Origin of the sequence: Pseudocolwellia antarctica (genome assembly GCF_049933045.1) — a bacterium.
In the GTDB taxonomy this organism is placed as follows: domain Bacteria; phylum Pseudomonadota; class Gammaproteobacteria; order Enterobacterales; family Alteromonadaceae; genus Pseudocolwellia.
On sequence record NZ_CP187926.1, the window covers coordinates 4,002,587 to 4,016,612 of the forward strand.

The following is a 14,026-nucleotide window of genomic DNA, read 5'->3' on the forward strand; positions in this document are numbered from 1 at the left end:
GGAAATATAGCTCGAGCTGAAATTAATATTTGGAGTGACTCACATGTCTAAAGTTTGCCAAGTTACAGGCAAGAAACCAGTCGTAGGGAACAACCGTTCTCACGCAAGAAACGCGACTCGTCGTCGTTTTTTACCAAACCTTCAATCTCACCGTTTTTGGGTTGAGAGTGAAAACCGTTTCGTTAAATTACGTTTAACTCCGAAAGGAATGCGTATTATCGATAAGAAAGGTATTGATGCAGTTTTAACTGATATCCGTGCCCGTGGCGAGAAAGTTTAAGGAACCATTATGCGTGATAAAATTCGTTTAGTATCTAGCGCTGGAACAGGTCATTTTTATACTACTGATAAGAATAAAAAGACTATGCCAGAAAAAATGGAAATCAAAAAGTTTGACCCTAGAATTCGTCAACACGTGATTTACAAAGAAGCTAAAATCAAGTAATTGATAATTGCTTATTCAAAAACCCAGCTTAGGCTGGGTTTTTTATTGCCTAAAATAAAGTATGTTATACCAAACATATTAATTTCATTTCTCGTGAGTATTCATAAGTTCAATCAATCGATATCAATGAATATTTTTCTAAGCTGTGCAATAAATCAATCTGTTTGATACTATTCAGCCTTAGTTAAACTATTGAATGATTTGTATGAAATTATCGCGTGTAGGCTGGAACAACGTCATCATTTTTTCTGTAATGGCGTTCATTTTATTAATTAACGTTACCCATAATAAAATATTCTCTGACAACGAAACTATATCAGGAACAGAACAAGCAACTTTATTTTCTGCCCATGAAACTATTCTTACTTTAACTTTTTCTCATCATGTGGCTATCGAACGTATTGGCAAAAATTGGCGTGCAACTCCTGCCGTATTAAATGAGCAAGGCCTAGACCAAATGATGCGTTCATGGAAAAACAGTGAAGGTGAAGTTGTTAAAAGCCCGCCAGTATTAGATGAAAAGATGGCGTTAGTGGTGAATGTTGAACTTGCCGACCAAGTAGAACCTTATGTTCTAAATTTATTTGCCACGGATACTGAACTACTCATCTTTAATCGTACCACTCAAGTATGGAAGTCTTTTCCTTTGGCTATTTTTTCGCAGCTAGTTCCCAATGAAATTTTTTCAGCCTAGCAAACCATTTAATTTAGCCTGCAACGACAAGAAAATAAGGATCGAAAAGTGAACTCATCTCAAAAACAATGTGTAATTTTAAGTATGGATTCTTTAGAAGGCTTTGAAGCTTACGATGACTTAATTGACGAGCCATTAAAAAAACTCGGTTGGCAAACCCAAGTTATTTCATGGAAAGCTAAAAATGTTAATTGGAATGAATACGATGCTGTAATTATTCGTTCACCTTGGGATTATCAAGATCATGCAGAAGACTTTTTAAACGTGCTGTCTGATATCGAAAGCTCATCGACTCATCTTGAAAATAGCTTATCTATTGTTGAATGGAATATTGATAAAATTTATCTGAAAGAGCTTGAAGAAAACGGGATCAATATTGTTAGTACACTTTGGAAAGAAGCGTTATCAACTGAAGCGCTAAACGAATATTTTAATTCTTTTAAAACCGATCAGTTAGTTATCAAGCCTCGCATTTCAGCAAATGCCGATAATACTTTTTGGTTAACGCGTAGTAATTTTGAAGAATATCTGCCTGAATTACGTTCAATATTTAACAATGAAGCTTTTATGGTTCAGCCATTTATGGAAAGCGTGATAAAAGAGGGCGAATTCTCGGTGTTTTACTTTAACGGGGTCATCAGTCATACAATCCTTAAAACACCGAAGAATGACGATTTTAGAGTGCAAGAAGAGCATGGTGGCAGGTTAACTACCGTTGAACCAGAAGCTGAATTATTAAAACAGGCTGAAAAAACACTTTCTGCTATAGCAAACATCCATAATATGCCGCTTTATGCACGCCTCGATTATGTGAGAGATGAAACATCTTTTGCGTTAATGGAAGCCGAACTTATAGAGCCATCGTTATATTTTAATATGGATGCAGAGTCACCTAAACGTTTTGCTCAAGCCTTTGTTGATAAAATGAATGTTTATAATAGTCTGTAATGGGGAAGTCTTGAGATGAAAAGTCAGTAGTCGGGTGACAAGCATTTATTGAAATAAAGAAGTGAGCATAGTATGACTACTCACTTCTTTATAGCGTTACTCTGTTTCAGCGGGCTTTAAAAAATAAAGCTCTGCTACATCATTATGAATTCCTGCTAACTTCAGCTGAATTTCATCAATGTAATTATGTAAAAGTCCTTTTTGTAAAGCTCGCACATCTTCTGCTTTTAATTCATCAATCGCTTTATTAATAGAGGTTACTATTTCAGCCGAATTAGGTAGAGGTGAAATTAATGATTTCATTTGCTCTAAACAATACATAATCGATCTTGGAAAAACATTATTGTGCATAACAAACTGAATAACATCTGGTCGTTGCACACGTACTCCCATCTCTTGGCGATACATTTGGTATGCACTTAATGAGCGTAATAAACTGATCCATTGTATGTTTTCAAAAGGCTTAGCTTCTTCACTAACAATTAATGTTTCAGAGCGAATATCTAATATGCGCGATGTCATATCAGCACGTTCAATCATTAGTCCAAGACGAATAAAGGTATAACCTAAATCATGGTTAATGGTTGCATCTAAAGCACCAAATATTTGGTGTGCTGCATCGATAATAGCTTTTAAATAAGCAAATCTTCCTCGCTTAGTTAAGCCCTCGTTTTGATTGTCTTTTACATAATAATATAAGGTATTTATTTCTTCCCAGATATCTCTTGGAATAACGTCTCGAATAGTGCGAGCGCTCTCTCTAGCCGAAATAATAGAATTTAGAATAGAAGAATAATTATCCTTTCCAACTAACAAGTAGCGTAATGCTTTGGTTTCTGAAAAATCTGTATGTGTTTCTAGGTAAGATTCTCGTGCGCCAATAATGTCGACTAAGGGCTCCCAACCAGTACTTACCCCTTTAGGTAAGTCCATCATCAACATATTATTCACGTTAATTAAGCGAGCAACATTTTCTGCGCGTTCAATGTAGCGAGACATCCAATATAAAGTTTCACCGACTCTTGATAACATATTATTTAGCCTCCTCGTCTACAATCCATGTGTCTTTACTACCACCACCTTGTGATGAATTTACGACTAATGACCCTTTCACCATAGCAACACGAGTTAAGCCACCTGTCGTTACTTGAGTGTCTTTACCTGAAGATAAAACAAAAGGTCTTAAATCGGCATGACGACCACCCGGTGTAACGCCATCTTCTTCTAATGTCGGAACCGTTGATAAATCTAATGTTGGTTGAGCTACCCAGTTACGAGGGTCTGCTTTTATTTGTGCAATAGTTGCTTGTTGTTCTTTTTTAGTGGATTTAGGGCCAATCAATAACCCATAACCACCCGATTCATTCGCAGGTTTAACGACTAATTTATCGATATTTTTGATCACGTGATCACATTCTTTTGGGTCAAGACATTTAAAAGTAGGCACGTTTGCTAATTTTGCTTCTTCGCCTAAGTAATATTTAATCATCTCAGGAACATAAGCATAAACAACTTTGTCATCTGCAACACCAGCACCTGGAGCATTAACCAAGGCAACATTGCCTTTAGACCAAGCACGCATTAACCCTGGAACACCTAGTTGGGAATCAGGTAAAAAGGCTTCTGGATCTAAAAATAAGTCATCTATTCGGCGATAAATAACATCAACACGTTGTAAACCTGTGATTGTTCTCATGTATACGCAATCATCTTTCTCTACAACGAGATCGCGGCCTTCAACCAATTCACAACCCATCTCTTGGGCAAGATAACAATGTTCAAAATAAGCTGAGTTAAAGACACCAGGTGTTAATACCACGACTTCAGGTTTATCTTGAGGACGAGGTGACATTGCAGCCAGCATATCAAATAATTGTGAAGGGTAATCGTCAACAGGTAAAATTGAGACTTGTTCAAATAGTTCAGGAAATACACGCTTCATTACTGAGCGATTTTCAAGCATATAAGATACACCTGAAGGAACACGTAGATTATCTTCCAACACATACATGGTGCCGCTGCCGTCTCGCACTAAATCTGAACCACAAATATGTGCCCAAATTTTATTAGGGGGATTGATACCCACACACTGCTGGCGAAAGTTAACAGACTTTTCTAATAAGCCTTTTGGGAATACACCATCTTTAATAATTTTTTGGTCGTGATATAGATCATCAATAAACAGGTTTAATGCTTCAGTTCGTTGTTTTAAACCAACTTCTATACCTTGCCATTCTTTTTTACCAATAGTACGAGGGATGATATCAAAAGGCCAAGCCCTATCAATCATGTTGCCTTCATTATAAACGGTGAAGCTAATCCCCATCTCTTTAATGGCTAAATCGGCAACTGCCCGAGCTTTTTTTAACTCTTCAGCTGATAAATTAGAAAAAAACTGAGCTAACTGTTTTCCGTGTGGTCTGACATTTCCTTTAGCGTCAATCAATTCATCAAAAAATCCATTTGTTTGGTACGCTTTCCAATCAATTTCCATACACTTCCCACCTTTTTATTAACTCATTTTAATATGTCGTCGTATAAATCAAATTACTCTAATCGAAGCATGTCCACCGCCACATCTAATACTTGAGAACCGCCGCCAAAGACTACACCTTTAAGTGGAGTAACATCTGAGAAGTCTCGCCCTACAGCTAAAGTAATATGTTGCTCAGTCGGTAAAACATTGTTTGTTGGGTCAAAGTCAACCCAACCGTAATTAGGCACAAAAATAGCAAACCAAGCATGTGTTGCATCTGCGCCTTCTAACTTTACTTCACCTTCTGGTGGTAGTGTTTCGATATATCCACTGACATACCTTCCTGCTAAACCAATACTTCTTACACAAGCTAACGCAAAATGTGCAAAGTCTTGGCAAACGCCCCTTTTTTGTGCAAAGACAATGCTTAAAGGGGTGCTAATTGTAGTAAAACCAGGATCATAGTGAAAATCATGAAAAATTCGTGCCATTAAATCTGTACAGCCTTCAATCAAGTTCATTTCTGGCGTAAAAGACTCAAGAGCATAATCTTGTATGCCTTTTTCTAAAGGTGTTAATTGGGAAGGTAATACAAATTCAGAGACTTTTAAAAGAGCTCGTGTTTCAGGTTCTACTAGTAAATCTCGAGCATTTTCCCAAGGTAAATCAACACTATCTAAATCTATACTCTGTTTAACTAATAGTTCTACCTCACTCACCATAGTGACGGTAAGTTTTTTATGCTGTTTGGCTATCTCAAAGACTGTAACTTTGTTATCAAAATAATCAGTATATTCACGTAAATAACTTGTTGATGGTGCGATTTCAATATAACTGCTGTGGCATATTTGTTTATGGTTGGTTTTGGGTGTTAGGCGTGCTTGGTTTTGGCACAAGCTAACAAAGTCAGCGTACTTATAAGTAGTTGTATGTTTTATTTTATATTTCACGATTGAGCTTGCTCAATATTGGTCCAATTCAATTTATTAGCCGTTTGTGTATGGGAAAAGTACTGCAGTAATAATACATCACAAAAGGTATCTAAGTTACTACGAATATGGTGATTAAATTCAACTAATTGTTGACGTTTTGCCTCCGTACTTTTTTGTAAATAATCTCTCTCTGTTACATAACAAGTTGTTTTAGAAAGTAAAATGGCTTTTTCATGAGCAGCAATAACACCCGGTCTTCGTTTAGTGGGAAGATGCTGACACAAGAGACTAATTTGTTCTAATTGAAATAACAGTGAACGAGGATATTCAGCATCTAATAATAACAGTTCAAGACCTGTTCCTATGCTTTGATGCATTCGATAGCGGCGCTTATGTGTGACTAAACTTACCTGGCAAGTGAGTACTGATTCTAATAAACCTATTTCCGCAGATTCTTCTAGCTCTTCAGTCAATAAGGCAGCGCTTAATGATGTTATTTGTAAACTGCGTTCGATCCGGTGACCCATTTCTAGAAGGAACCATCCGTTACTGTTAGGCATACAGTCTGCAATTGATCCATTAAAAGCCATAATAGCGCCTATTATTTTATCTAGGCTACTTTGTAATGTGCGTGATGTCTTATTCGCCGTACTCATTTTTAAAGCGTTAATTTGAACACCAATGTCATCAAGAATACGTCGACTATCGTAAGATAATAATTCTTGAACTTGAACAGCGGCGTTCGACAAATATTTCAATGTATTAATGATACTGCCAGCACATTGTTCATCGCCTAATAGTTCGAAGGCCATGTTTTTTGCTTGTTCTAAACTACAGTCTTGCAATACCAAATCTTGTTCAACATAAGGATAAACAATATGTTGTGTGCGTATTGCTGTATATAGTCTGGTAACTATCGTTTGTCGCATTACATCTGAATAAATAGATAATTCTGTGCATCTATCGATAAAAACACGCAAAACACGGACTGTGTTTTCACATCGCTCTAAGTAACGACCTAACCAAAAAAGATGTTCAGCTGTACGGCTAGAAATAACACCTTCTAATAAGGTAACATCTCTTCTTTTTCGAACAGGTGTTACAGCATGGGGTTCAACTATGCCAACTTTTCCATCTATTTTGATCCAAGTATCTTTTATCCCACCAGAAATACTAGGGTAATGATTATTATCAATCGAGAAACACAATGCTGATGGTAATACATTTACTCCGTGCTCTGTAGTTAAGGCATAACATCTGAAAACTATGGGTTTAGCGACCAGCTTGTTAGCTTCCCAAAAAGGTGCGCTACTGAAAACAGGTTTATCTTGGAAATAAAACTGTTCAGGACTTTTATGAATCGCTAATTTTATGTCTTCAGCGTCAGTGATCCCATCTAATTTAAAAGTAGGGTCTTGATGACTCATTAATTCAAGAGTGTTCCAGTCTAATGAATCAGCATCTTTTACATCATGGTAAGCGCGCTGTCCTAATAGTAGAGGTTCTTGCAGTAGACTTTGTGATAATTTATCTAGGTTAAATTGCACAGCAGGTGAAGACAGTATTCCGCTGCCAAAAGGGTTTAATACTTTAACGTTGTCTTCTCTAACAGCTTGTAATAAGCCAGGAATACCATGTAATGAATATTCAGTTTGTTCTAATGAATCAATACCACTATCAGGTAACCAACGGAGAATAACATTAACTTTTCCTAACCCCTGTAATGATTTTAAACATACTTCACCATCTCTAACAGTTAAATCAGCGCTTTGTACTAAAGTGTAGCCGAGGTAAGTTGAGAGGAATGCATGTTCGTTATAATTAGGATCATCTATGCCTTGCGTTAGAATAACAATACGCGGATCATCCATATAATGCGTATATTCATTAATAGTTTCTTGAAACGCACGTAAAAACTTCTTAATTTGTTGGACGTTACATTCAGCAAACTCTTCAGCCATTACACGGCGAGCTATAATGCGACTTTTTAATAATACGCCTAAACCTAAAGGGCATTGGCAATGATCCGCTAATACTTTAAATTCGCCAGTAGGTGTTCGGTATATATCAACGGCAGTAAAAAATAACTTTAATTCGTTACTTGGCAGACTAAAGCCTTCTCTAAGATAATTTTTATCTTTGAATAACTGTTGTGCCGGAATAGAGCCATCAACAAGTAATTTTTGTTCGCCGTAGATATCCTGCTGAATTTTATTTAATAAAGTTGTTCTTTGTTTAATACCTGCTTCAATTGAATTCCAATCATCTTTAGATAACATAAAAGGTAACGGGTCAAATTGGCATTGTTGATTACTTTCATACTTGATATTGCCGTTTTGTAATAATTGATTAATTTCAATTGCTCGGCTATTAATATCTTCGGCAGTTAAGTTAGATAAACGATTAAATAAAGCATCCCAATGGTCAGGGTTTAAGCCACTATGGTTAACTAACTCATCATGTTTATGAGGGTTGTTAAGGTATAAGGATAACCATTCAGGCAAAGTAGTATCATTAATATACAAGCTGAACATACTCCATTTTTGAGTAAATAATTGTCATTATAAGGTATAGATGAGGGGAACAATAAGATCATTCCACTTTAAATAATTATAAAGTGAAATGATCTTGTAATTACTACTTATTTAAAGGCTGGCTGTCGACGTAAATCCAGAGTATTAGGATAATCTTGGTTAATATTTTCTTCTTCAGGAACAACAAACTCACTAACGCCAGCATTTTCAAAGCTATGTACAACTGCCGATGGTGTCCAGCTTGGTTCGTCTGAACTTAATAATGAAGGTGTATGACCATGTTCCCAGAAGCGAGCAACTCTTCTTCCCTCTGCTTCAAAAGCATTAACAGGTAAAGTTTCAGGATTGCGACCTCCAGCATGGCTTACGTGATAAACAAAACCACCTAAAGATCTGCCTTCCCATGTATCAATTAAATCAAAAGTAAGGGGAGCATGAACACCAATGGTTGGATGTAATGCTGTTGGTGGCTGCCAAGCACGATAACGGATACCTGCAACCATCTCATCTTTGGCTTTACCTTTAACCGGCTTAAGTGGAACGCGACGGCCATTACAGGTGACAATATATCGATCACTCATTGTACCTTGTACTTTAATTTGTACTCGCTCTAATGATGAATCAACATAACGGGCTGTACCTGTACCAGTAGCTTCTTCACCTAGTACATGCCAAGGTTCAATAGCGGTTCTAAGTTCTAAGGTCACATTATCAAGTTCACGGGTACCACATACTGGGAATCTAAATTCAAAGAAAGGATTTAACCAATTTAATTGAAAACCAAAACCTGATTGTTGTAAATCACGACAGACTTCAGCTAAATCATTTTCAACGTATTGTGGTAATAAGAATTTATCATGTAATTCTGTTCCCCAGCGCACTAAAGGTTTGTGATAAGGCTTTTTCCAGAACCAAGCGAGTAAAGTACGTAGTAATAACATTTGTACTAAGCTCATTTGTTCATGAGGAGGCATTTCAAAACCCCTAAATTCAACTATCCCTAAACGACCAGTGGCTGAATCGGGAGAATATAACTTATCAATACAGAATTCAGCACGATGCGTATTACCCGTTAAATCAACTAATAAATTACGCAGTAATCGGTCAACTAACCAAGGTTCTGGTACTTCACCTTGAGGCATATGTGAAAAAGCAATTTCTAACTCATATAATATTTCATCACGGGCTTCATCAACACGAGGTGCTTGGCTTGTTGGGCCAATAAATAAACCAGAAAATAGATAAGATAATCCTGGGTGATGTTGCCAATAAGTAATGAAACTTCTTAGAATATCTGGTCGACGTAAAAATGGACTTTGTTCAGGAGTTTCACCACCTAAAGTTACATGGTTACCGCCACCTGTACCTGTATGTCGACCATCAGCCATAAATTTGTCAGTACCTAAACGCGCTTGTTTAGCTAAACCATATAAGGTTGTCGTTCTATCAACTAGCTGATCCCAAGATATAGAAGGATGAATATTTACTTCGATAACACCTGGATCTGGCGTTACTGCATATTTTTCAACTCGACTATCTTTAGGTGGAGTGTAACCTTCAATAACAACAGGTATTGATAATTCTTTAGCTACGCTTTCAACAGCAGTTAAAATCGCTAAATAATGCTCAAAGTGACTGGTTGGCGGCATGAATACATATAAACGACCTTCTCTTACTTCAAGCACAAGAGCGGTTTTAATCATCTCTGTGCCAATAAATCCTTTTTTAGTTTTCTTTACTTTGGCAAAAGCATCAGGGATATCAAAGGGGTCACGATCAATAATATTATCAGACCATTGCAAGCTATCTAAAGGTAAGCGATAGCCTAATGGGGACTCTCCTGGTAATAAGAAACAGTAACCACGCTTAAATTCCCATTTACAAGACTGCCAGCAATGCTTGCCATCATTCCAGTGTAAAGGGAGAGCATAACCAATAGGTTTTTCTATGCCTTGTTCCATTTTTGCTAATAAACCTTTACGGCTCATTGCATCTAATAACTCAGGTTGTTTTGGGCCAACTTCGGTTGGTAAAGAGGCTTCTTGCCATAAATGATAGAGAATATCTTCATAAGCTGTCGTAAGGGCTTCTTTTCCTAACCCTAATGCCGCCGTTAGTTTCTCGGCAAAATCCTTGGTATTTGTATGATCTAATTTATAGTCTTTATTTGGATCAGCTAACAAGGCAGAGTCTTTCCAGAGCGCCACGCCATCTTTACGCCAGTAACAACCATATTGCCAACGGGGTAAAGATTCACCTGGATACCACTTACCTTGGCCGTAATGAGTAAATCCGCCTTTAGTGTAGACTTTGTTCATTTCTAAAAATAAATTATGAGCTAAGATTCTTTTTTCTTCACCATCGGCATCCGTATTCCACTGCGGGTGTTCCATATCATCTATAGAGATGAATGTTGGCTCTCCGCCCATGGTTAAATGAATACCTTCTTCGGTATACACTTTATCAACCTGTTGACCTAAACGATTTATCGATGTCCATTGTGTTTCTGAATAAGGTTTAGTTACGCGAGGATCTTCATGAACACGTGTTACTTTGTTATAAAAACTAAATTCAGATTCACAATCATCTATGCCACCTGTAACCGGTGCAGCAGAGCTTGGCTCTGGAGTACAAGCTAATGGAATATGTCCTTCACCCGCAAATAGGCCAGAGGTAGGATCAAGTCCAATCCAACCTGCGCCAGGTATGTAAACTTCAGTCCAAGCATGTAGATCGGTGAAATCTTCTTCAGGGCCACTTGGTCCATCTAATGATTTTTGATCTGAGGTTAACTGCACTAAATAACCAGAAACAAATCGTGAGGCTAAGCCTAAATGACGGAACAATTGAACTAATAACCAAGCAGAGTCACGACACGAGCCTGTTTTTTTGTTTAACGTTTCATTAGGTGTTTGTACGCCAGGTTCTAAGCGAATACCGTAACCGACTAATTCATATATCACCTTATTAACAGCAACTAAAAAATCAACGCTTCGTATTGGCTTTTCAGGTTTTAAAGATTCTATTAATTCTAGAAGTTTAGGACTAGCTTTACGTTTTTTTAAATAAGGAGTTAGTTCAGATTTTGACACTTTGTCATAAACAAATGGAAACTCTTCAGCATATTCTTCTAAAAAGAAATCAAAGGGATTAATGACCGTCATTTCGGCGACTAAATCAACAGTAAAGCTAAACTCTGTTGTTGATTCGTTAAATACAACTCGGGCCTGGTAATTACCAAATGGGTCTTGTTGCCAATTAATATAATGATCTTCAGGTGTGATTTTTAAAGAATAACTTTTAATTTTGGTGCGGCTATGAGGAGCAGGACGTAAACGAAATATATGCGGCCCCATATTTACAGAACGGTCATATTTATATTCGGTATGGTGCGAAATACCTACAGTAATTGTCATCGACTAATTCCCCTTTGATGGTATGCCTACATGAATAACATGAAAATGCTATTGAGTGTGAATTTTTGCAAGATTTATTCCAGTTATATAAACGTAATAAAACAAACACTTTAATCACAAAACATCTGTAAATAATCGGTTTAAGAGTGCTCTATTATAAACAGGCAATAATAAAATAATAAATAATAGCCTCAATGGTGCAGAAAGATGCACTAAAATAGCACTTTTCCTGAATTTTATAATTTAATTATCGACTTATAAAAAATAAATAAACCTATACAGATATTTAAAAAATAGTTAACAATAAAGCAGCGATTAAGCTCAGTAACAATGCTATAATATAAGCATACTTCGAATACTTTCTGCTCATGAAAGTGATTCATTATTACACACAAATAAAAGCGCCTCTGCTTTCATTCACTTAAGCGCTTTTTAATAGCTAACTCAATCTACCTAATAGGATATTTCCGCATGCAAAAGCTAACAAATGTTGGTGAAAACTTAGTTAATGATATTTCGTCGCGTTATGGTTTAAGCCGCGATGCTGTTCTACATATGTTAGTTTCAGTGAATAACGGTGGCTGTTCGATGGCACAATTTAACTGTCCTGAATTAGGTGGCTCGGGTCAATGGATGCGAGGCGGTATGACCATGGTAGGTGATATGTTTAATAATGGGTTAAAAACAACGGTCGATAACCTTTGTAATGAACTCGCCAATATATTATCTAATAACCAAGTATTCCCTGTTGTTGCAGCTGGTACCCCGGGTAGTAATCAATGGTGGCCAATGGATTTAGGTAGCCCTTCTAGTAGCGGTTCACAAAATAATACCCGTTATGCCGTGTTCCCTAATAGACTAGCTGTTGAGTTAAATGGACAAGTTTCTATTTATGACACACTAGACCACAATATTGGTGGTGTTAGTCAACAACAAGGGGGCAACGACTCTCTTACATTTAACAGTCAATGGGGAACTATTAGTGTTCAGAATCTACCTTTAGTTTCTGGAGCATCTCCAGCCCCACAAACTAATTTTGCTCAAACAGTTCAAGAACCGCAACCTACGCAAGCGCCTGTTCAGAATTTTGAGCAAACAAATGAAACAACTAACTCACAATATAATACGGCGAATCAAATGATAGATATTATCAAAAAATTAGCTGAATTACGTGATGTAGGTGTGTTAACAGAGAGTGAATTTAATATCAAAAAAGCAGAACTATTGAAGTAAGGCTAAATTCTAAAATAGCCCTTTATTATCTAAATAAAGGGTAATACATTTATATTTAAAGTAAGAGTTCCTTATCAACGTGGTATTAAATTAACTATGAAAACATTTCAATGTACTTGCACAGACAAACCTATTTTGTTTTTTGAAAGTAATCAATGTCTTAATTGTGCTAAAACAGTAGGCATTGATGATAGTTTTGATCGAGTAGAACCGTATGAACAGGACGCTAAAACAGGTTTGTTTTATAAAGCACTTCAACCGGAAATACAGTACAGAAAATGTGATAATAACGAGCATTTTAATGCTTGTAATGGCATGGTTAACTTAACAACTTTTATACCCGATCCTGCGAATGAAGAAGAAGTATTATGTTTTGGTTGTCGTTTTAACGAAACGGTACCTGATTTAAGTATTGTTGAGCATATTCCTTTATGGAAAAAGATGGAGGCCGCCAAACGCCGTGCTTTATATACACTAAAAGCATTACCTATCCCGCTGCAAAATAATACTGAAAATACTGAGACAGGCTTAAGTTTTGATTTTATAACCGACCGAGATGTTAACGATCATTTTGTTAGTCCATTAACAGGGTATGAAGCTGTTTTAACTGGCCATAACTGTGGGCATATCACTATTAACTTAGCTGAGGCAGACGATGTTTCTCGTTCACAAACAAAACATGCAATGGGCGAACGTTACCGTACGTTACTTGGGCATTTTCGTCATGAATTAGGGCATTATTATTTTGATCTGATCATTATGCCGACACCAGAAAAGCAAGCCTTATGTAAACAATATTTTGGCGATGACCAACTAGATTACCAAGAAGCCTTAGATAAGCATTACAAAAATGGTGCACCTGAAAACTGGCGAGATACTTTCATTAGTGAATACGCGACTATGCATCCTTATGAAGACTGGGCAGAAACGTGGGCGCATTATATGCACATCATTGATACTCTAGAAACTGCACAAAATTTCTCAATTACAGGTTCAACGTCTGTTATTGCAGAAGATGCAGAAGAAGATATTGAAGAGTTTGGTGAACTGAATTTACCTCAAGATACTTCTTATTTTTTAAGACAGAGAGACTTTAATAATATTTTAGATACTTGGATGGATTTTTCGGTGATGCTTAATGCATTAAATAGAAGTATGGGTTTAGCAGATGCCTATCCGTTTGTATTAACTCAAGCCGTGCGCACTAAGCTTACTTTCGTGCATTATGCCATACACAATAAACTTCACTTATTACCAAAGATCGCACCAACAGAAAAAAAGAAAGAAAAAATTAGTAAAAAATAAACAACATAACCTCAACACTCGTTGAGGTTATTTGATAAAAATC

11 protein-coding genes are annotated in these 14,026 nt (G+C 36.7%); 6 read left to right on the forward strand and 5 right to left on the reverse strand.

The window, feature by feature from the left end; genetic code table 11:
• Nucleotides 1–43: 43 nt before the first annotated feature.
• From rpmB to ACPUVN_RS17400, 4 genes are all read left to right on the forward strand, one after another.
• Nucleotides 44–280: a 50S ribosomal protein L28 gene (rpmB, locus tag ACPUVN_RS17385; protein ID WP_159822134.1), complete on the forward strand. Its 237-nt coding sequence runs from the start codon at nucleotides 44–46 to the stop codon at nucleotides 278–280.
• Nucleotides 281–289: 9 nt separating this feature from the next.
• On the forward strand, nucleotides 290–445 hold the full coding sequence (rpmG, locus tag ACPUVN_RS17390; protein WP_126670413.1) for a 50S ribosomal protein L33: 156 nt from the start codon (nucleotides 290–292) through the stop codon (nucleotides 443–445).
• 205 nt (nucleotides 446–650) lie between these two features.
• Nucleotides 651–1,139, forward strand: a complete 489-nt coding sequence (locus ACPUVN_RS17395) for a hypothetical protein (protein ID WP_426359050.1) — start codon at nucleotides 651–653, stop codon at nucleotides 1,137–1,139.
• Between the two features lie 48 nt (nucleotides 1,140–1,187).
• Nucleotides 1,188–2,087 carry an ATP-grasp domain-containing protein gene (locus tag ACPUVN_RS17400; RefSeq protein WP_426359049.1) on the forward strand — a complete coding sequence of 300 codons (900 nt, stop codon included), beginning with the start codon at nucleotides 1,188–1,190 and terminating at the stop codon, nucleotides 2,085–2,087.
• A gap of 96 nt (nucleotides 2,088–2,183) precedes the next feature.
• On the opposite strand, the gene ACPUVN_RS17405 is transcribed toward ACPUVN_RS17400, so the two are convergent.
• From ACPUVN_RS17405 to ACPUVN_RS17425, 5 genes are all read right to left on the reverse strand, one after another.
• Nucleotides 2,184–3,119, reverse strand: a complete 936-nt coding sequence (locus tag ACPUVN_RS17405; protein WP_426359048.1) for an alpha-E domain-containing protein — start codon at nucleotides 3,117–3,119, stop codon at nucleotides 2,184–2,186.
• Between the two features lies 1 nt (nucleotide 3,120).
• Nucleotides 3,121–4,581 (reverse strand): circularly permuted type 2 ATP-grasp protein, encoded by a 1,461-nt coding sequence (locus ACPUVN_RS17410; protein WP_426359047.1) that lies wholly within the window; start codon nucleotides 4,579–4,581, stop codon nucleotides 3,121–3,123.
• Nucleotides 4,582–4,634: 53 nt separating this feature from the next.
• Nucleotides 4,635–5,513 carry a transglutaminase family protein gene (locus ACPUVN_RS17415; RefSeq protein WP_426359046.1) on the reverse strand — a complete coding sequence of 293 codons (879 nt, stop codon included), beginning with the start codon at nucleotides 5,511–5,513 and terminating at the stop codon, nucleotides 4,635–4,637.
• The gene (locus ACPUVN_RS17420; RefSeq protein ID WP_426359045.1) at nucleotides 5,510–8,020 is read right to left on the reverse strand and encodes a circularly permuted type 2 ATP-grasp protein; all 2,511 of its coding nucleotides are present in this window, start codon (nucleotides 8,018–8,020) and stop codon (nucleotides 5,510–5,512) included. The genes ACPUVN_RS17415 and ACPUVN_RS17420 overlap by 4 nt, the downstream gene beginning before the upstream one ends.
• 116 nt (nucleotides 8,021–8,136) lie before the next feature.
• Nucleotides 8,137–11,445, reverse strand: coding sequence for a DUF2126 domain-containing protein (locus ACPUVN_RS17425; protein WP_426359044.1), 3,309 nt, complete (start codon nucleotides 11,443–11,445; stop codon nucleotides 8,137–8,139).
• 471 nt (nucleotides 11,446–11,916) lie between these two features.
• Here ACPUVN_RS17425 and ACPUVN_RS17430 point away from each other — a divergent pair, with 471 nt between their 5' ends.
• Both ACPUVN_RS17430 and ACPUVN_RS17435 read left to right on the forward strand, forming a co-directional pair.
• Nucleotides 11,917–12,678, forward strand: a complete 762-nt coding sequence (locus tag ACPUVN_RS17430; protein ID WP_426359043.1) for an SHOCT domain-containing protein — start codon at nucleotides 11,917–11,919, stop codon at nucleotides 12,676–12,678.
• Between the two features lie 96 nt (nucleotides 12,679–12,774).
• Nucleotides 12,775–13,983, forward strand: coding sequence for a zinc-binding metallopeptidase family protein (locus tag ACPUVN_RS17435; RefSeq protein ID WP_426359042.1), 1,209 nt, complete (start codon nucleotides 12,775–12,777; stop codon nucleotides 13,981–13,983).
• Nucleotides 13,984–14,026 lie beyond the last annotated feature (43 nt).